17 protein-coding genes and 5 tRNA genes are annotated in these 18,404 nt (G+C 53.7%); 11 read left to right on the top strand and 11 right to left on the bottom strand.

Annotated features, from left to right (window positions below; translation table 11 throughout):
- Window positions 1–1,485, bottom strand: a complete 1,485-nt coding sequence (gene pyk / locus LG301_RS02870) for a pyruvate kinase (protein WP_404473246.1) — start codon at window positions 1,483–1,485, stop codon at window positions 1–3.
- Window positions 1,486–1,698: 213 nt separating this feature from the next.
- Between pyk and uraD the strand changes: the two genes are divergently transcribed.
- The gene (gene uraD, locus LG301_RS02865) at window positions 1,699–2,241 is read left to right on the top strand and encodes a 2-oxo-4-hydroxy-4-carboxy-5-ureidoimidazoline decarboxylase (RefSeq protein ID WP_404473244.1); all 543 of its coding nucleotides are present in this window, start codon (window positions 1,699–1,701) and stop codon (window positions 2,239–2,241) included.
- A gap of 140 nt (window positions 2,242–2,381) precedes the next feature.
- Here the strand turns inward: uraD and LG301_RS02860 are convergent, their stop codons facing one another.
- Window positions 2,382–2,738 (bottom strand): phasin family protein, encoded by a 357-nt coding sequence (locus LG301_RS02860; protein WP_404473242.1) that lies wholly within the window; start codon window positions 2,736–2,738, stop codon window positions 2,382–2,384.
- Between the two features lie 263 nt (window positions 2,739–3,001).
- Window positions 3,002–3,706: a glutathione S-transferase family protein gene (locus LG301_RS02855; RefSeq protein WP_404473240.1), complete on the bottom strand. Its 705-nt coding sequence runs from the start codon at window positions 3,704–3,706 to the stop codon at window positions 3,002–3,004.
- 385 nt (window positions 3,707–4,091) lie between these two features.
- On the opposite strand from LG301_RS02855, the gene LG301_RS02850 reads away from it, so the two are divergent.
- Window positions 4,092–5,783 carry an L-lactate permease gene (locus LG301_RS02850; protein WP_404473238.1) on the top strand — a complete coding sequence of 564 codons (1,692 nt, stop codon included), beginning with the start codon at window positions 4,092–4,094 and terminating at the stop codon, window positions 5,781–5,783.
- A 98-nt stretch (window positions 5,784–5,881) separates the two neighbouring features.
- On the opposite strand, the gene LG301_RS02845 is transcribed toward LG301_RS02850, so the two are convergent.
- Both LG301_RS02845 and glcC read right to left on the bottom strand, forming a co-directional pair.
- Window positions 5,882–6,406, bottom strand: coding sequence for a gamma carbonic anhydrase family protein (locus LG301_RS02845; protein ID WP_404473236.1), 525 nt, complete (start codon window positions 6,404–6,406; stop codon window positions 5,882–5,884).
- A 60-nt stretch (window positions 6,407–6,466) separates the two neighbouring features.
- On the bottom strand, window positions 6,467–7,246 hold the full coding sequence (glcC, locus tag LG301_RS02840) for a transcriptional regulator GlcC (RefSeq protein WP_404473234.1): 780 nt from the start codon (window positions 7,244–7,246) through the stop codon (window positions 6,467–6,469).
- A gap of 251 nt (window positions 7,247–7,497) precedes the next feature.
- Here glcC and glcD point away from each other — a divergent pair, with 251 nt between their 5' ends.
- The 4 genes from glcD to LG301_RS02820 all read left to right on the top strand — a co-directional run bounded on the left by glcD (window position 7,498) and on the right by LG301_RS02820 (window position 11,874).
- A complete protein-coding gene (gene glcD, locus LG301_RS02835; RefSeq protein ID WP_404473232.1) occupies window positions 7,498–8,997 on the top strand; it encodes a glycolate oxidase subunit GlcD in 1,500 nt (499 codons plus the stop codon).
- A 51-nt stretch (window positions 8,998–9,048) separates the two neighbouring features.
- Window positions 9,049–10,149, top strand: a complete 1,101-nt coding sequence (glcE, locus tag LG301_RS02830) for a glycolate oxidase subunit GlcE (protein ID WP_404473231.1) — start codon at window positions 9,049–9,051, stop codon at window positions 10,147–10,149.
- Between the two features lie 14 nt (window positions 10,150–10,163).
- A complete protein-coding gene (glcF, locus tag LG301_RS02825; protein WP_404473229.1) occupies window positions 10,164–11,396 on the top strand; it encodes a glycolate oxidase subunit GlcF in 1,233 nt (410 codons plus the stop codon).
- 76 nt (window positions 11,397–11,472) lie between these two features.
- Window positions 11,473–11,874: a heme-binding protein gene (locus LG301_RS02820; RefSeq protein WP_404473227.1), complete on the top strand. Its 402-nt coding sequence runs from the start codon at window positions 11,473–11,475 to the stop codon at window positions 11,872–11,874.
- Window positions 11,875–12,016: 142 nt separating this feature from the next.
- Here the strand turns inward: LG301_RS02820 and LG301_RS02815 are convergent.
- From LG301_RS02815 to LG301_RS02790, 6 genes are all read right to left on the bottom strand, one after another.
- Window positions 12,017–12,093: transfer RNA gene (locus LG301_RS02815), tRNA-Asp, on the bottom strand.
- Between the two features lie 44 nt (window positions 12,094–12,137).
- Window positions 12,138–12,213 (bottom strand) — tRNA-Val (locus LG301_RS02810).
- A gap of 49 nt (window positions 12,214–12,262) precedes the next feature.
- Window positions 12,263–12,339: transfer RNA gene (locus tag LG301_RS02805), tRNA-Asp, on the bottom strand.
- A gap of 34 nt (window positions 12,340–12,373) precedes the next feature.
- Window positions 12,374–12,450, bottom strand: a tRNA-Asp gene (locus LG301_RS02800).
- A gap of 48 nt (window positions 12,451–12,498) precedes the next feature.
- A tRNA-Val gene (locus tag LG301_RS02795) sits at window positions 12,499–12,574 on the bottom strand.
- Window positions 12,575–12,662: 88 nt separating this feature from the next.
- Complete coding sequence (locus tag LG301_RS02790; RefSeq protein WP_404473225.1) at window positions 12,663–13,430, bottom strand: alpha/beta family hydrolase; 768 nt, start codon at window positions 13,428–13,430, stop codon at window positions 12,663–12,665.
- Between the two features lie 164 nt (window positions 13,431–13,594).
- On the opposite strand from LG301_RS02790, the gene ccoN reads away from it, so the two are divergent.
- From ccoN to ccoG, 5 genes are all read left to right on the top strand, one after another.
- Window positions 13,595–15,019 (top strand): cytochrome-c oxidase, cbb3-type subunit I, encoded by a 1,425-nt coding sequence (ccoN, locus tag LG301_RS02785; protein WP_404473223.1) that lies wholly within the window; start codon window positions 13,595–13,597, stop codon window positions 15,017–15,019.
- 19 nt (window positions 15,020–15,038) lie between these two features.
- Entirely contained in the window at window positions 15,039–15,647 is a 609-nt protein-coding gene (gene ccoO, locus LG301_RS02780; RefSeq protein WP_404473221.1) for a cytochrome-c oxidase, cbb3-type subunit II, read from the top strand.
- Window positions 15,648–15,650: 3 nt separating this feature from the next.
- Window positions 15,651–15,872, top strand: a complete 222-nt coding sequence (locus tag LG301_RS02775) for a cbb3-type cytochrome oxidase subunit 3 (RefSeq protein WP_404473219.1) — start codon at window positions 15,651–15,653, stop codon at window positions 15,870–15,872.
- Complete coding sequence (gene ccoP / locus LG301_RS02770; RefSeq protein ID WP_404473217.1) at window positions 15,869–16,798, top strand: cytochrome-c oxidase, cbb3-type subunit III; 930 nt, start codon at window positions 15,869–15,871, stop codon at window positions 16,796–16,798. Before LG301_RS02775 ends, ccoP begins: the two co-directional genes overlap by 4 nt.
- A 164-nt stretch (window positions 16,799–16,962) precedes the next feature.
- Window positions 16,963–18,399 (top strand): cytochrome c oxidase accessory protein CcoG, encoded by a 1,437-nt coding sequence (ccoG, locus tag LG301_RS02765; protein WP_404473215.1) that lies wholly within the window; start codon window positions 16,963–16,965, stop codon window positions 18,397–18,399.
- The last annotated feature ends 5 nt before the right edge of the window (window positions 18,400–18,404 follow it).

Genomic DNA, 18,404 nt, shown 5'->3' with positions numbered 1-18,404 from the left:
TTACACCTGTGCTTGCGCGACGTGTTGCTCAGTAATGGCCATCACCTTCATGGTGTTGGTTCCTCCATGGGCGTTCATGTGGTCACCACGGGTAAGAATCACGTAGTCACCCGCCTTGGCGACCCCTTGCTTCACCAGCAGGATAAGCGCTTGGTCATTAAGCTCAGTGGCGCTCATTTCAGACGTATCGAAGGGGAGTGATACCACACCCCGGTAGAGCGCCATGCGCCGCTGGGCGATAGGGTTGTGTGCTAAGCCAACAATGGGCAGGCCCGAGCGAATGCGCGAAGCAATAAGCGGCGTATAGCCAGATGACGTCATGCACGCAATGGCCGTGATGCCTTCCATGTGGTTCGCTGCGTACATCGCGGAAAGCGCAATGGTTTCATCAGGCCGAGAAAAGCCTTCATGCATACGGTGGCCCGACTCTTGAGCGGTTTTTTCACGCTCGGCACCTAAACATACCCGCGACATGGCTTCTACGGTTTCTAGCGGATAGTCACCGGCCGCCGTTTCCGCTGACAGCATGACGGCATCGCTGCCGTCCAGCACCGCGTTGGCCACATCAAACACCTCGGCGCGGGTGGGTAGCGGTGCTGAAATCATGCTTTCCATCATTTGCGTAGCAGTAATGACCGCACGGTTCAGCGACCGCGCACGCTTGATCATGCGCTTCTGAACACCCACCAGTTTGGCGTCGCCAATCTCAACGCCTAGGTCACCCCGCGCGACCATCACCGCCTCAGAGGCTTCAATAATGCCATCCAGGGTAGCGTCATCTGCGACTGCTTCGGCGCGCTCTACTTTGGCGACTAAACCAATCTCTTTGCCTGCTTCGCCCAGCAGGCGGCGCGCTTCGTGCATATCTTCTGCATGGCGCGGGAATGAAATCGCCAAATAATCGACGCCAATCTCAACGGCGGTTTTTAGATCGACTTTATCTTTTTCGGTTAATGCCGGAGCAGAAAGCCCGCCGCCCTGCTTGTTGATGCCTTTGTGATTGGAGAGCTTGCCGCCTACCACTACACGGGTATGCACCTGCTGGCCGTCAACGCGGGTCACGTCGAGTACCACGCGCCCATCGTCTAACAGCAGGCGGTCACCGGCGCTCACATCTTGCGAGAGCGTTTTATAGTCACAGCCCACCTGGTGGATATCGCCAGCATCGCTATCCAGCGACATATCCAGCACAAACGGCTCGCCTTCTTTCAACACTACTGCGCCATCCCGAAAGCGGGCGATACGGATTTTAGGGCCTTGGAGGTCACCTAAGGCGGCCACACTGCGACCAAGCTGGGACGCGATTTCACGCACGCGCATCAAACGACGCCGATGATCCTCGGCGGTACCATGGGAGAAATTCAAACGCACCACATCTACACCCGCCGCGAGCATAGCCTCAAGCACCCCTTCACGGTCGCTGGCTGGGCCTAGGGTGGCGACAATTTTAGTGCGACGGATCGAAGAGAAGTGCAGTGCGTTCATAGCGTTCCAACCATGCAAATTAACGTTTAATGTCTTTAGCTTATCAGTTTAACGCGCGCTATATGACAGTTATGGAGCATTCCTGAAAGACGGCGCCCTATTCAAGATCATCATTAAGATTATTTAAGAAAACTGACCTATCGGTCAAAGGGTACAATTACTACTATTTATTGTATACAGTTGGTTCACCATAGAACGCCTTGGAGAGTTTTTGTGCCTACATCCCCCTTGCCTACTCTTTCACCTGCGCCAAGCACCTGCAGCCTGGAAAGCTTTACCCATCATTACGGCGATATTTATGAGCACTCACCGTGGGTGGCAGAAGCCGCGTGGGAGCAGGGGTTAAGTGAAGCGCATAATGCCCCCGACGCGCTTGCGGATCTAATGGGACTGATGCTGCAGCAAGCATCGCCCGAGCAGCAAATTGCGGTCATTCAAGCGCACCCGGATTTAGCCGGTAAAGCCGCTTTGGCAGGTGAACTGACTGAAGACTCCAGCCGAGAACAGGCGGGGGCGGGATTAGATCAGTGTACTCCTGAAGAGTTTGCTCGCTTTGAACAGCTGAACGCCGCGTATAAAGCTAAATTCGGTTTCCCGTTTGTTATTGCCGTTAAAGGCCTGGATCGCCACGCTATATTGGCCGCATTTGAAACGCGCCTGGATAACGATTTAGCCCAGGAGCGGAAAACCGCCATTGAACAAATTATCCGCATTGCACGCTTTCGACTAAGAGCACGGGCTGAACAGCCGCTGTGAACGCGTTAAAAGATAGAAGCAACGGCTAGACATCGCGTTATAAGAGCAGCGTTAAACACTCATTGTTTGAAAGCCGTTTTATGCTGCCAAAAAAATGCCGCGCCCAAAGGCGCGGCATTTTAGCGAAGAGCGGCGGTGAGTTACTGCTTAACAGCTTCAACCGCCTTTTTGGTGCTATCTTCAGCCATTTTCTGGCTATCTTCCATAAAACTTTGGCTGATAGAGGTGACTTTTTCAGAATCACCTTTTATGCGCTCCATAAGATCAGTCGCTGCTTTTTGCTGGCTGTCCATGGCTTTTTTAAAGCCCTCAGCATCTTTGACATCTAGCCAAACACGCGCCTGGGCAATGGTCATGTCGGAGTACGCACGCGCTGCGTCTAGCTGAGCGCTGACAAGCAGTTCGTAGTAATCAAGCGCGGCCAACGTATACGAACGCATAGGCGTTACGAATGCGGACTCAAGCTGCTGGTTAGTTTTCTCGACTGTTTTATTCATTAGAGAGTCTCCTTAAGCGTGCTAGCAATTCAGTGCGCCTTTGCAGGCGATGGTTAAACATCTGCCTTTAACTATCTACAAAGCTAGCAGTGCTTTTTGTGCAGTGCAACATGATTTTCGTCATACATATGCAAACCGGCGGTTGAGAATCAAAAAGCTACTTAAAAACTTCCTAATAACCACTATAAAACAGTCGATTAAAAAACTTTCCCATAATGGCACTAAAAGCATAACGGGCTATTTTAAAACCCAGCTCCTGTGCTTTAGGTCGCCGTCGACAAGTCACGTACGGTTATCGCTTTACCCGCGACACCGTTATGCACCTTGAGCATGCGTTTGAACCATTCGTCTACCGGGTCCCCCGGAGCGACTAACGTCTCTAATGACACTGTGTAAGCCCACATCCAACTACCAAATAACAGGTAGTCGGCGCCGCTTGGTGCATCGCCATCCAAGAACGCACTCTCTCTTAATAGATCGCGTACCGGGGCAAGTGCCTGTTTGAGCTGCTGACGGCCCTGCTCTGGCTGGTGGACTTCTTCTAAACGCGCACCGAAACGAGCCTCGCGGGTTTCGCGAAAATAGGCACGATCATCCGGATGAATGGCGCTTAGCAAGTCCATCACCACTATCCGAAACAGTGCCGGGGTCACGCTGCGCTCTACAAAGAGTTTAAAAAACAGCACGCGCTGGAAGCTCTCCCCTTCGCCCAGCACAGGGGCATCCGGATACGCGCGATCTAGGTAGCGCATAATGTCGAAACTGTCGGTAACCACTGTATCGCCATCGGTAAGGACGGGCACCTTGCCGTAATCCGCAAACGCTAACGCCTCTTTTTCAAGAAAACGCCAGGCGACGGTCTCAAATGCCAGACCTTTATGGGCTAGCGCCATACGCACACGCCAGCAGTAAGGTGAAAAGCGTAACTGTTCGTCCCGTCCACACAGATCATAAAGAGTAATTGCCACGGTCATAACCTCGGAGAAATTGATTGTCGTTATTAAAGAGTGTTACCGATGATAACAATGGGCGTAAGCCACTTACGACGCAAGGCTACACTAGATCTGTACCTATTTTTTAGATAGCAACTGTACTGTCTATTAGTCTAATGAGTTCGCCAACTTCCCTTTTTCTAAAAATACTTAAAAATTCAATAAAAACAATTAGCTAGAAAATTAAAAATCGTCTAAATCTAGATATCATGCCGCCACTTCGCTGGTAAGACCAATTTTCCAATGTAGTCATTCACTCAGCCTAAACGTATCTTTCACACTGACCCAACCAGTATTGCAGTCGCAGGCTGGTCGGCTACTGCGGCGCATACCAAATTAATAACAAGGGGCAGTTCCTCCCATGAATGAAACGACACTTGCACTCCTGGCATTTCTGCCGCTGTTGTTAGCAGGTATTTTGCTCATAGGCTTTAAAATACCTGCCAAAATAGCGATGCCGATTGTCTTCCTAACCGCTGCGGTTATCGCTCTGACCGCCTGGGACATGTCATTCAGCCGCGTAGCTGCGTCGACTGTTCAGGGTTTGATTCAGACCGCCGGCCTGCTGTGGATTATTTTTGGCGCTATTCTGCTATTGAATACGCTGAAACACTCCGGTGGCATTACCGCCATTCGTAACGGCTTTTCGGGCATCAGCCCTGACCGCCGCGTCCAGGCGTTAATCGTTGCTTGGCTGTTTGGCTGCTTTATTGAAGGCGCCTCAGGCTTCGGTACACCGGCAGCCGTAGCAGCACCCTTGATGGTAGCGCTTGGCTTCCCTGCCTTGGCCGCGGTCGTTGTGGGTATGATGATTCAGTCTACGCCGGTGTCATTTGGTGCTGTGGGCACTCCGGTAGTGGTAGGGGTTGGAAGCGGACTTGACCGAATCGGCATTACCGCTGAGCTGGAAGCGGCGGGGTCAAGCTGGGATGTGTTTTTCCAGATGATCACCAGTGGCGTTGCCATTACTCACGGTATCGTAGGTATTTTAATGCCGCTGATTCTCGTGCTGATTATGGTGCGCTTCTTTGGCGCTAACCGCTCGTGGAAAGAAGGCCTTTCCATTGTACCCTTCGCTATCTTCACCGGTATTTCCTTTGTTGTACCTTACACCTTGGTTGGCGTTTTCTTAGGTCCAGAATTCCCGTCAATGATTGGCGCGATGGTGGGCTTAGCGATTGTGGTACCTGCAGCACGTAGAGGCTTCCTGCTGCCCAAAGATACGTGGGACTTCCCGGAATCTTCCTCCTGGCCCGATGAGTGGATCGGCAATCTGCAGATCAAGCTGGATGACGTGGCAGGCAAAGCGCCGATGTCGACGTTGAAAGGCTGGATTCCCTACGTACTGCTGGCAATTTTCCTGGTCGCTTCTCGCACCGTTGAGCCACTGCGTAACGCGCTTACCTCGATCAACCTAAGCTGGGCTAACATCTTTGGCGAAGCTGGTATTAGTGGCGGCTTGCAGCCCCTCTACCTGCCGGGCGGCATTATAGTTGCCGTGGTTATCGTGACGTACTTCTTGCATCAAATGAATACACGCCAGATGAGCGCAGCAGTATCGGAGTCCACCAAGACGATCTTTGGTGCCGGTTTCGTACTGATTTTCACCGTGCCGATGGTGCGTATTCTAATCAACTCCGGTGTGAACGGCGCTGACCTGGTCTCCATGCCGGTTATGATGGCGCAGGCGGTTGCTAATAGCGTCGGCGGGGTCTATCCGTTCTTTGCGCCTGCGGTAGGTGCCATGGGCGCCTTCATTGCCGGCTCGAACACGGTATCTAACCTGATGTTGGCCGAGTTCCAGTTCAGCATTGCACAAACGCTGGGCCTCTCTACCGCGATGATGGTAGCGCTCCAGGCAGTCGGTGCGGCGGCGGGTAATATGATTGCAATCCATAACGTTGTAGCCGCCTCAGCCACCGTTGGCTTACTTGGCCGCGAAGGCGCGACGATCCGCAAAACCATTATCCCGACCATCTACTACCTAGTATTCACCGGCATCATTGCGCTCATCGCGTTCTATGTTATCGGCGTTACCGATCCGCTTATGTAGGTAGCCCAGGTTTACGGATAAGGTTAGTAACTCGATAACGCACTTCCCACACCCTAGGCCTTGCCTGGGGTGTGGCGTTTTAAGGCATATCAGAACGACTAACCGATACGCTTTAGGGTGCTTGCATGCTGCTGACCGCGCATCACATAGCTTTGCGCGTTTAGCTTCAGCCCCTCGACGGCCTCGGCAGAAAGCTCTCGCACTACTTTGGCCGGCGAGCCCACAATCAGTGAATTAGGCGGAAACACCGCGCCTTCCTTGATAAACGCCCCCGCCCCTACCAAGCTGTTTTCCCCAATTACAGCCCCATTAAGCACCACCGCCTGGATACCTATTAAGCAACCATCACCTATCGTGCAGCCATGCAGCATTGCCTGATGCCCCACCGTGACACCTTTACCAATCTTAAGCGGGTAACCTGGATCCGCGTGGAGCACGGCGCCATCCTGAATATTGCTCTCTTCGCCTACTTCTAAATGGTCGCTATCGCCGCGCAATACTGCCTGATACCACACGCTTGAACGCGCCTTAAGCGTCACCTGACCGATAACGTCGGCTGTCTCGGCGATATACACATCCTCATGAACATCGGGCGTTAACTCGCCAAACTGATAAATAGCCATGCTTTACTCCTTTTTATGGGTTGCAGCCTACGGGGGCACTGTCAGCGAAATCTTGTCACATCACTGCCACTGCTCTAAACGCATAGCCGAGCGCTCTAGGCGGTCATGCTCGGCTTCTACTTCACGCAACAGCTCGCTAATGCTGGTCAGGTGCTCTAACGCAATGCGCCTTGCCTGCTCCGCATCGCCACTCACCACCGTATCATGCAGGTGAGCATGCTGTTGATTGATCATCTCCCTGGGGCCAGGGCGATGGTAAAGATGCTTCACAGAGGCAAACACCGAGCTAAGTAGTAAATCGGTCAGGCTTTGCAACGTATGTACCAGCACCGGGTTATGGGAAGCTTGCGAAATGGCTAAGTGGAACGCGTGATCAAGCCGTGCCAGCTGCTCAACATCGATGTTATCGGGCTGAGCGGCGTACTCGGCTAACGCTCGGTAGCGGCGGGTGATCAGCACGCGATCCATTGACGTACCGCGCCTGGCCGCTAAGTAGGCGGATTCGCCCTCCAACAAGGCGCGTACCTCCAGCAAGTCAAACAGCGTGCGCGGATGGTCACGAAACAGGTGCATTAAAGGACTTTGCTGGTGCATCGGCAGCAGCGACGCCACCGTGGAGCCATGCCCCTGACGCGTATTGATAATGGCTTTGCTACGCAAAATTCTTAACCCTTCGCGCAGGGAGGCGCGAGACACTCCCAGGCGCTCGCATAAGCGCCGCTCGGAGGGCAGCAGCTGTCCGGGCCGAAACACGCCTTCTAGGATTAACTCTTCGAGCTTAGCAGCCACGTGCTCGGGAGTGCGCCGCCCCATGGGAACATCGTCACTATTTACTACCACTGGTCGCTCCTTCGGTCAGCCTTCCCCCTACCACCAGGGTCAGACCACATTGCAAACGTTGTTAGCTAACGTAAAGGCTAAGGCGATAAAAGCCACTAGGGTGCGTGTGACTATCGACTAATTACTGGTCAGACCATTGCACCACAACCTAGACAGGCGCACAAAAAAAGCTCAAATTGGTCAACAGGTAAAACAGTGCTGCCGTTACCCTATGGCCATTACTTCTCATGATAAAAAGCTAGGATGTCGCTATGAATATCCTTTTTGACGAGCGTCTTGATGGCGAATTCGTCCACCGTGATAAAGCTGAGGTGCTTAGCGACCTGCAAAGCGCCGTTCCTTCTTTAACGCTACTTCACCGCGAAGAGGATTTACGCCCCTTCGAGTGCGATGGACTGGCGGCCTACCGTGTCCTGCCCATGCTGGTCGCGATGCCCGAAACCCTTGAACAGGTAGAAGGTCTTCTGAAACGCTGCCACGCGCTAAGCGTACCGGTGGTCACACGCGGAGCAGGCACCGGCCTTTCAGGCGGCGCCCTCCCGCTTGAACACGGCGTGCTACTGGTCATGTCGCGGTTCAATCAAATTATCAAGGTTGACCCCGACGCTCGCATCGCCCAGGTACAGCCTGGCGTGCGAAACCTGGCTATTTCCGAAGCAGCCGCGCCGTACGGACTCTATTACGCGCCCGACCCTTCCTCGCAAATAGCCTGCTCCATCGGTGGTAACGTCGCTGAAAATGCCGGCGGCGTCCACTGCCTCAAATATGGCCTTACGGTGCATAACGTCATGCGGGTCGATGTGTTGACCATCGAAGGCGAACACATGACGCTGGGGTCTGAAGCACTCGATGCGCCAGGCTTTGACCTACTGGCGTTAATGAATGGTTCCGAAGGCATGCTGGGCGTGGTGACCGAGATTACCGTTAAGCTGCTGCCCAAACCTGAGACGGCCAAAGTTTTAATGGCAAGCTTTGACGATATCGAAAAAGCGGGGCGCGCGGTGGGGGACATCATTGCCGCTGGCATCATCCCCGGCGGCCTGGAAATGATGGACAAGCTGGCGATCAAAGCCGCTGAAGACTTCATCAAAGCGGGCTATCCCGTTGAAGCAGAAGCGATTCTTCTTTGCGAGCTAGACGGCGTTGAGGCCGATGTAGACGATGATTGCAACACCGTACGCCGTGTATTAGAAAAAGCGGGCGCCACGGATATTCAGCAGGCACGCGATGAAGCCGAGCGCGCCAAATTCTGGGCAGGCCGCAAGAACGCCTTCCCTGCGGTCGGACGTATGTCACCCGATTACTACTGCATGGACGGCACCATTCCTCGCCGGGAGCTGCCGCGGGTACTTAAAGGCATTGCCGCCCTCTCTGAGGAGAGCGGCCTGTTAGTCGCCAACGTCTTCCACGCGGGTGACGGCAATATGCACCCACTTATCTTGTTTGATGCCAACAAAGAGGGACAGCTGGCGTTAGCAGAAGATGTCGGCGGCAAAATTCTTGAGCTTTGCGTGGCAGCAGGCGGCTCGATCACCGGCGAACACGGTGTAGGGCGAGAGAAAATCAACCAAATGTGCAGCCAGTTCCAGGCCGATGAAATCAGCGTTTTTCACGCCTTAAAAGCCGCATTTGATCCCCAGCGCTTGCTAAACCCAGGGAAGAATATTCCGACTCTGGCACGCTGCGCCGAGTTTGGCGCAATGCATGTGCATAACAATGAGTTACCGCACCCGGAGCTACCGCGCTTCTAAGGCGACGCCTAGTTATCACCATCACTAGGAAAATAATCATTAGGAATCACCATGACCGAACTAGCGATTAACGCTGCCGACCAGGACATTTCTGCCCAGCTGTGTGAACAAGTCCGCAGCGCCTATGCAGAGCGAGCGCCGCTGCGCATAGTGGCGGGCAACACCCGCGCCTTTTATGGCCGTCCGGTAGAGGGGCAAACGCTAAACATCGCCGAGCACAGCGGGATAGTGTCGTACGATCCCGTCGAACTAGTCGTGACTGCTCGCGCGGGCACACGCTTAAGCGCGCTTAACGCCGCGCTGGCTGAACACAATCAAATGCTGGCCTTTGAACCCCCTATCTACGGCGATGCCAGCACCATCGGCGGCGCCGTGGCCACCGGACTCTCTGGCCCACGCCGCCCCTGGGCAGGCGCAGCACGTGATTTTGTACTGGGCACTCGAGTCATCACCCAAGAAGGCAAGCTGCTGCGCTTTGGTGGCGAGGTAATGAAAAACGTGGCGGGCTACGACCTTTCGCGCTTAATGGTCGGCGCTCAAGGCACGCTTGGGGTACTCGCTGATATCTCCTTTAAGGTACTGCCCATTCCCACTGCAAGCCACAGCCTTCGCCTGACGATGGGGCTAGATGACGCACTGAAAAAGCTCTCAGAGCTTGGTCGCCAACCGCTACCCATCACCGCCGCCGCATGGCGCGCAGGCGAGCTGTTTATTCGCCTGGAAGGAGGAGCAAGCTCCGTTAACGCCACCCAGGAACGGTTGGGCGGGGAAGCGCTTTCCGCTGAGTTTTGGCAGCAACTGCGCGATCAGCAGCATGAATTTTTCACGCTTAGCGAAGGCCAGTCGCTGTGGCGGTTATCGCTACCGCCTCATACGCCTCGCTTGGCGCTGGATATTGCTGAAGACGATATCTTCTACGACTGGGGCGGTAGCCAGCGCTGGGTAAAAACTCACCTCGACGCCGATACCCTGCGCGCGGCTTGCCAAGCGGCAGGTGGACACGCCACCTGCTATACCCCTCACGCAGAAGGCGGCGCAGCGTCACCGTTTACGCCGCTCAACCCAGTGGTTGAAAAATATCATCGCAACCTGAAGGCGGAGCTAGATGCCCACGGCATTTTCAACCCCGGTCGTCTTTATGCGGCGTTTTAATTAGGAGAGCTGACATGCAGACGAACTTTACCGACGCTGACCTTCAAAAGCCGCACATTCAAGAAGCTGAGCGCATTTTACGCACCTGCGTACACTGCGGCTTTTGCAATGCCACTTGCCCCACTTACCAGCTGCTGGGCGATGAGCGCGACGGTCCCCGTGGCCGCATTTACTTGATGAAAGAGCTGCTTGAGAGTCGCGATGACGATGATCAAGTCACTGAAGAGACACGCCTACACTTAGACCGCTGCCTCACGTGCCGTAATTGTGAAACCACCTGCCCTTCAGGGGTGGAGTACCACAAACTGCTCGATATTGGCCGCGCTGAAATTGAGCGCCGCGTGCCACGCTCGGCCCCAGAGCGCGCCCAGCGTTATGCCCTGCGCAAAATGCTGGTGGAACCCAAGCGTTTCAAAGCGCTGCTCAAATTAGGGCAGACCTTTAAACCACTGGTCCCTGGCAAACTGCGCAGCAAAATGCCACCTGCCCCCGTGGATGCAGGCCAACGCCCCGATAGCCAGCGCCATGAGCGAAAAGTGCTGATATTAGAGGGCTGCGTTCAGCCCGGCCTTTCGCCCAACACCAACGCTGCTACGGCCCGCTTACTGGACCGTTTAGGCATCAGCGTTACTCCCGTCAATGAAGCGGGTTGCTGCGGCGCCATTGATTTTCACCTAAACGCTCAAGATGACGGCCGCGCCCGCATGCGTGCCAATATTGATGCCTGGTGGCCACAGATTGAGCAAGGCGCGGAAGCCATCGTGCAAACCGCGAGCGGCTGCGGCGCTTTCGTTAAAGAGTATGGCGACATGCTCAAAGATGACCCAGCGTATGCCGATAAAGCCCAAAAGGTCAGCGCGCTAGCGAAAGACTTAGTTGAAGTACTGCGCGATGAACCTCTAGAGAAACTACAGCTGAAAGCGCAACAGCGGTTGGCGTTTCACTGCCCCTGCACGCTGCAGCATGCACAAAAGCTTAATGGCGCGGTTGAAGGGGTGCTTAGCAAGCTCGGGTTTGCGCTTACGCCCGTTCAAGATAGCCACCTTTGCTGCGGCTCGGCAGGCACTTACTCGGTTACCCAACCGGTGCTTGCCACTCAATTGCGGGATAATAAGCTAAATGCATTAGAAGCAGGCAACCCAGAAGTCATCGTAACTGCTAATATTGGCTGCCAAACACATTTAGCAAGCGCCAACCGAACGCCGGTTCGTCATTGGGTAGAAGTGGTTGATGCCGCACTGGTATAACCACTAACGTATTCTGCCGTTGCAGCCCCGCTTGGCGGGCTGCACGGCATTTTTTTCTAAATAAAAGGAGCTTTTCATGCAAACCAAATCAATTCTCGGCCAAGCCGACGTCATTACCGTATTAGACGCCGCCCAAAAAGAAGCTGACAGCAATGGATGGCCTGTCACTATTGCGGTGACCGACGATGGCGGCCACCTGCTGGCCCTGCGCCGCCTAGATGGCGCTGCCCCTTTCAGCGCGGATGTAGCCACTCAAAAAGCACGCAGCGCGGCACTGGGCCGCAAAGAAACGCAAGTTTTCGAAGAGATGATTAACGGCGGACGTACTGCGTTTATTTCTGCTCCGCTACAGGGTTTGTTATCTGGCGGCGTGCCGATCACCGTAGATGGTCATGTGGTGGGCGCTGTTGGCATTTCTGGCGTTAAGCCTGATCAAGATGTTCAAATTGCCAAAGCAGGCGTGAGTGCTATCAGTTAATCTATCAGTTAATACAAGCGTGCAGCCTTGATGCTGCACGCCATAAAATAAAGAGCGCACAATAAAAAAGCCCAGATCGATGATCCGGGCTTTTTAGAATTCGTTCAGCTAATGCTGATAACTTACACATGTGCAACTTGAATGGCGGACCGGACGAGACTCGAACTCGCGACCTCCGGCGTGACAGGCCGGCATTCTAACCAACTGAACTACCGGTCCACATCAAGGCACTAAAACCATTTAATTACACAAGTGCTTTTAAATGGTGGGCGGTACTGGGTTCGAACCAGTGACCCCCAGCTTGTAAGGCTGGTGCTCTCCCAACTGAGCTAACCGCCCTAAATATTTAGGTAACAAGTACCCAATATTTTGATTTCTTACGTTATCGTGGCGGACCGGACGAGACTCGAACTCGCGACCTCCGGCGTGACAGGCCGGCATTCTAACCAACTGAACTACCGGTCCACATACGACAACTAAGCACAATAAAAACTGATGATGGCGGACCGGACGAGACTCGAACTCGCGACCTCCGGCGTGACAGGCCGGCATTCTAACCAACTGAACTACCGGTCCACTACTGCATCAATTCGTACTGTTTTACGCTTCCAGTCACCATTAAAATGGTGGGTGGTACTGGGTTCGAACCAGTGACCCCCAGCTTGTAAGGCTGGTGCTCTCCCAACTGAGCTAACCACCCGCTGGTCACGTGGCGCTGCATTCTACAGAAGCCTGACCGGATGTCAATACATCGTGTTTAAATCTTTTGATTTAAACCAATATCTTGCTCACCCTGCCGCTACCGTGTGGTGAGCGCGGACGAAGGATGCCGCATAAATAGCTGCGTCGTCAATCAAAACCGTATGTTTTAGCCCAGAAGACCGGCGCGGTTTAAAATCATGGTCGCCATCTTGCAGCCACTTTAATTGTGTAGTGGGCGGAAGCGCATAACCAGAAACCTCCTCGATATTCCCGAACGGGTCGCGTTCGCCCTGGAGAATCAACGCTGGACAACTCACAGACGCAAAATGCGCCACGCGAAGCTTATGGGGCTGCCTGGGTGGATGAAAAGGGTAGCCAGCAACAACAAGGCCGGGGCAACCTTTTTCATGACTAGTGGCCTCACTTGTTAACGCATTACTCGCAAACATAGAGGCGATACGCCCTCCCATTGACTTCCCTCCTACCCACAGGGGAGAGGCCCCGAATGGGCAAAGCAACTGATACCATCGGCCAAAGTGTGCCAAGGTATGACCAGCAGGTGGTGGAGGGCGCCGTTTTCCTAATTCATAGGCGTGCTGCATATAAGGAAAATCAATCGCCAATACTTGCAAACCACCACCTGCTAACGTCGCGACAAATTGACGCATAAAATCTGATAAGTGCCCGGCTCCGGCACCGTGCGCAAACAGTATCCGACCAAATCGTGGCTCACCGGATATAGTTAAAGGCCCGTAGCCATCGACTATAAACCGCCGTTTCGTGGCACTCTCCATCGCATTAGGCAGTTCATCTGGCGCAATGTTAACGAAACCCAACTCACTATAACGAGACACGATATACTCCTAGTCATTCCGTGTTATTCCAATTGGCTTGTTCAGCTTGAGGCCCCGCTGCGCTAGAATCGCGACTGGATCTTGACCTGCATCATCAAGCGGGTGGCCGCATCCGTGCAAAATGCCACGGGTTACCCCCTAACCGCGTTCGATGGGAACATGAAATGAGCACAGCACTGGAACACCCGACCTACAACTACAAGGTGGTTCGGCAGTTCGCGATTATGACCGTTGTGTGGGGCATTGTAGGTATGACCATTGGTGTCATCCTTGCCGCACAGTTGGTTTGGCCGGAACTGAACCTCGGATTACCTTGGACGAGCTTCGGACGCCTGCGTCCGTTACACACTAACGCCGTAATTTTCGCCTTTGGTGGCTCGGCGCTGTTTGCGACATCGTACTACGTCGTTCAGCGCACCTGTCAGACACGCCTTTTCTCTGACAAGCTCGCAGCCTTCACCTTTTGGGGTTGGCAGGCAGTCATTCTCTCTGCAGTGGTGTCATTGCCGCTAGGCTATACCACGACCAAAGAGTATGCAGAGCTTGAATGGCCAATCAATATCTTGATTGCCATCGTTTGGATTAGCTACGCGATTGTCTTCTTAATGACGATTAAGAAGCGAACCACGTCGCATATCTACGTGGCCAACTGGTTCTTTGCTGCGTTTATTATCACGGTTGCCGTACTGCACATCGTGAACAACGCAGCCATCCCAGTGACCCCCATGTATTCCACCTCGATCTACGCGGGTGCGGTGGATGCGATGGTGCAGTGGTGGTACGGACACAACGCAGTAGGCTTCTTCCTGACCGCAGGCTTCCTGGGCATGATGTACTACTTCGTGCCAAAACAGGCCGAGCGTCCGATTTACTCCTACCGCCTGTCTATTGTCCATTTCTGGGCATTGATCATGATCTACATGTGGGCTGGCCCTCACCACCTGCACTACACAGCGCTGCCCAACTGGGCACAGTCGCTGGGCATGATTATGTCGATCATCCTGTTGGCTCCTTCCTGGGGCGGCATGATCAACGGCATGATGACGCTGTCAGGTGCTTGGCATAAGCTGCGTACAGATCCGACACTCCGCTTCTTGGTAGTGGCGCTCTCGTTCTACGGCATGTCGACGTTTGAAGGACCGATGATGGCCATTAAGACCGTCAACGCGCTCTCTCACTATACCGACTGGACCATTGGCCACGTACACTCTGGTGCGCTTGGCTGGGTAGCCATGATCACCATTGGCTCTATGTATCACCTGATCCCTCGTCTATTTGGCCGCACTGAAATGCACTCCGTCAGCCTGATCGCCGTGCACTTCTGGCTAGCCACTATCGGTACCGTACTCTACATCGCGGCTATGTGGGTGAACGGCATCTTGCAAGGCCTGATGTGGCGCGCAATTAACGCTGATGGCACCTTGATGTACACCTTCGTTGAATCGGTTGAAGCCAGTGGACCCGGCTACTTTGTCCGCTTGATTGGCGGCCTCTTCTGGATCACAGGCATGCTGATTATGGCGTTTAATGTCTACATGACGGTAAAACGCCGCGAAGCTATCAGCCAACCAGCGCCGCAAGCCGCTTAAATCGGGGAAGTTGAGACCAATGAAACATGAGATTGTCGAAAAGAACGTTGGCCTGCTCGCCGTCTTGATTCTGGTTGCGATCAGCTTTGGCGGCTTGGCCGAGGTGGTTCCACTGTTCTTTCAAAAAGACACCACCGAACCCGTTGAGGGGCTGCGCCCCTTGACTGCACTGGAGCTAGAAGGGCGCGACATTTACCGCCGCGAAGGCTGCGTCGGCTGCCACTCGCAAATGGTGCGCCCCTTCCGTGCTGAGACCGAGCGTTATGGCCACTACAACGTTGCTGGTGAGCAAGTGTACGAACACAACTTCCTGTGGGGTTCGAAACGTACTGGGCCAGACTTGGCTCGTGTAGGCGGCCGCTACAGCGACGACTGGCACCGTGCGCACATGTATAACCCCCGCGATGTGGTGCCTGAATCTATTATGCCGGCTTACCCCTGGCTGTTTGAGCGTACCCTCGATGGTGATTCTACTCCGGCTAAAATGCGCACACTGCGTCAGTTAGGCGTGCCTTACACCGACGAAGATATCGCCACAGCCACTGCAGATGTTCAAGGCCAGCAGGAAATCACTGCGCTTGTTGCCTACCTGCAGCAACTAGGAACTGTGCTCGAGGGCACTCGTTAAGCTATGGATACGGGAACTTTCCGCGGTCTTATCACGCTGTTTTTGATTGTTGCTTTTATAGGCATTTTTGCCTGGTCCTATTCAAAGCGACGCAAACCAGACTTTGACGAGGCAGCTAACCTGCCCTTCGCCGACGACAGTGATGAGCAACCAGCCCGTGATAAGCATGTTTCGCCTGAGCGCGAAGCAGATTCCCGCCACGATAGGGGAGATAAAAACAGATGAATAATTTATGGGGTGACTCCCTATCCAGCTTCTGGAGCGCCTGGATCATTGTCATCACGCTGGGCACTATCGCTCTAAGCGTTTGGATACTACTTGCCAACCGCCGTACCGATAAAATCCCGGATGCTGATGGTAATGTTGAAACCACTGGTCACGCCGCCGACGGCATTGAAGAGTATGACAATCCACTGCCCAAGTGGTGGTTCCAGCTCTTCGTTCTCACGGTAGTGTTTGCCTTAGGCTATTTGGTGCTTTACCCAGGGTTAGGCAACTACGCAGGTGTTTTGGGCTGGTCTCAAGAGAGCCAGTGGGAAGAGGAGGTCGCCGATGCAGAGGAGCGCTTTACGCCAATCTTTGCTCAGTACCAGGAAGTCCCTATTCCTGAGCTCGCAAGAGATGCAGAAGCCATGCAGGTAGCTGAACGCGTCTACCTAAATAACTGCGCTGTATGTCACGGCTCCAATGCGCAGGGTGGCTATGGCTTCCCGAACTTGACCGATGACGACTGGTTGTATGGTGGCGAACCAGAAAACATTATGATGACGTTGAATAACGGCCGTAATGGACTGATGCCTGCCTGGCAACAGCTGGGTGAGAACAACATCGAAAATCTCACGCAGTACGTGCTCTCGCTCTCTAATCTTGAACATGATGAAGAGCGCGCGGCTAGCGGTGAAAGCACGTTCCTTGCCGCCTGCGCAGCGTGTCACACACCCAGCGGAACGGGCAACACGGCTCTCGGCGCGCCTAATCTGACCAACGACATTTGGCTCTACCAAGCACCAGGGCAAAGCGTTGCAGACTCCGTTCGTCAAACGCTGCGCAATGGCCGTAACGGGCACATGCCAGCACAAGCAGCTTACATTGGTGAAGAGCGTGTTCACCTAGTTGCCGCATATGTATATAGCTTGCGGTTTAATGATTAAACAGCGCTAAACTGTTTTAAAACGCTGCTTTAAAGGGGTGCGGTTACATACCGCACCCTTTCTTCATCCACAACCCGATACACTATTCATTATTAGATTTATCTGGTTGACAGCTATTCCCAGTGCTGCCGTCTATTCCTGCTATGTGAGCTGCGATCATTGCCATGGAAAAAATACCTAGCCACGATATTACGCCGCCGACTGTTGGGCATCACACCCCTGGTGAAAGCCACACCCAGGAAATGTACGCCAAGCGTCGACATATCTACGTGCGCGAAATTAAAGGGCTGTTCCAAAAGATTCGACGCAGCGCTAACTGGGCGCTCATGTTGGTATTTTTCTTACTCCCGTGGATCAACTTGGGAGACCGTCCAGCTATTTGGTTTGATTTACCCGGCCGTGAATTCCATATTTTTGCGGCTACGTTCTACCCACAAGAATTTGTACTGCTCTCGTGGCTGCTCATAATCTGCGCCTTTGGGCTATTTTTCATTACCGTCTTTGCAGGGCGTGTTTGGTGTGGCTATACCTGCCCGCAAAGCGTCTGGACGTTTCTGTTTATTTGGCTAGAGCACCGTATTGAAGGCTCCCGAAACCAGCGTATCAAGCTAGATAAACAGCCACTCACCGCCAATAAAGCCTGGCGTAAAGGCGCTAAGCATACCGCCTGGCTACTCATCGCGCTCGCGACAGGTATTACCTTTGTTGGCTACTTCACCCCTATTCGCACGCTGGTGACCGAGCTGCCTACGCTTGAAGCCCACGGCTGGTCTTACTTCTGGGTAGGCTTCTTTTTAGTATTTACCTACCTAAACGCCGGCTGGCTGCGCGAACAGGTATGCATTTATATGTGCCCCTATGCTCGCTTCCAGTCGGTGATGTTTGACCGCGATACGCTCATCGTTTCCTATGACAAAGAGCGTGGCGAACCTCGCGGCAGCCGCAAAAAATCGCTTACCCATACCCAAGCGAGAGAAGCTGGCCTAGGCGACTGTATCGATTGCGACCTGTGTGTTCAGGTATGTCCAACCGGCATCGATATTCGTGACGGCCTGCAGTATGAGTGCATTACCTGCGCGGCGTGCATTGACGCCTGCGACAGCGTAATGGATAAGATGGGTTATCCAAGGGGGCTTGTTCGCTACACCACTGAAAATGCACTAGAAGGTAAAAAGAGTCACATCTTACGCCCTCGCCTGCTTGGCTATTTCGCGGCACTCATGGTGATGGTAGCGGCATTCGCCTGGGCGGTGAATGACCGTATGCCCCTGGGGTTCGACGTTGAACGCGAGCGCACCCAGCTCTATCAAACGACTCGAGATGGACGCATTAGCAATGTGTATAGCTTGAACATTCGCAACTTAGATAACCAAGACCACACCTATCGCTTGAGCGTATCCGGATTGCCGAGTGTGACGTTAGATGATGTTGCTGTCAGCGTCCCAGCAGGTGAGGCTCGCCTACAGATCGTGACGGTACTTGTGGATGCTAGTGACCTCACTGAACCAAGCCACCCCATTATATTTACCTTGCAAGCCCAACAAGACGAGAGCCTCCGTATTGAGCGTGAGTCGCGTTTTCTGGGCGACATTAGGAGATAAAAAGG

The sequence above is a fragment of the Vreelandella venusta genome (assembly GCF_044809155.1).
GTDB lineage: Bacteria > Pseudomonadota > Gammaproteobacteria > Pseudomonadales > Halomonadaceae > Vreelandella > Vreelandella venusta_B.
This window is presented reverse-complemented; position numbering and strand designations above follow the sequence as displayed.

Coding starts and splice junctions, on each gene's coding strand:
- pyk (WP_404473246.1), bottom strand. CDS start 1,485: ATGAACGCACTGCACTTCTCTTCGATCCGTCGCACTAAAATTGTCGCC.
- LG301_RS02860 (WP_404473242.1), bottom strand. CDS start 2,738: ATGAATAAAACAGTCGAGAAAACTAACCAGCAGCTTGAGTCCGCATTC.
- LG301_RS02850 (WP_404473238.1), top strand. CDS start 4,092: ATGAATGAAACGACACTTGCACTCCTGGCATTTCTGCCGCTGTTGTTA.
- LG301_RS02845 (WP_404473236.1), bottom strand. CDS start 6,406: ATGGCTATTTATCAGTTTGGCGAGTTAACGCCCGATGTTCATGAGGAT.
- glcD (WP_404473232.1), top strand. CDS start 7,498: ATGAATATCCTTTTTGACGAGCGTCTTGATGGCGAATTCGTCCACCGT.
- glcE (WP_404473231.1), top strand. CDS start 9,049: ATGACCGAACTAGCGATTAACGCTGCCGACCAGGACATTTCTGCCCAG.
- glcF (WP_404473229.1), top strand. CDS start 10,164: ATGCAGACGAACTTTACCGACGCTGACCTTCAAAAGCCGCACATTCAA.
- LG301_RS02820 (WP_404473227.1), top strand. CDS start 11,473: ATGCAAACCAAATCAATTCTCGGCCAAGCCGACGTCATTACCGTATTA.
- ccoN (WP_404473223.1), top strand. CDS start 13,595: ATGAGCACAGCACTGGAACACCCGACCTACAACTACAAGGTGGTTCGG.
- ccoO (WP_404473221.1), top strand. CDS start 15,039: ATGAAACATGAGATTGTCGAAAAGAACGTTGGCCTGCTCGCCGTCTTG.
- LG301_RS02775 (WP_404473219.1), top strand. CDS start 15,651: ATGGATACGGGAACTTTCCGCGGTCTTATCACGCTGTTTTTGATTGTT.
- ccoP (WP_404473217.1), top strand. CDS start 15,869: ATGAATAATTTATGGGGTGACTCCCTATCCAGCTTCTGGAGCGCCTGG.
- ccoG (WP_404473215.1), top strand. CDS start 16,963: ATGGAAAAAATACCTAGCCACGATATTACGCCGCCGACTGTTGGGCAT.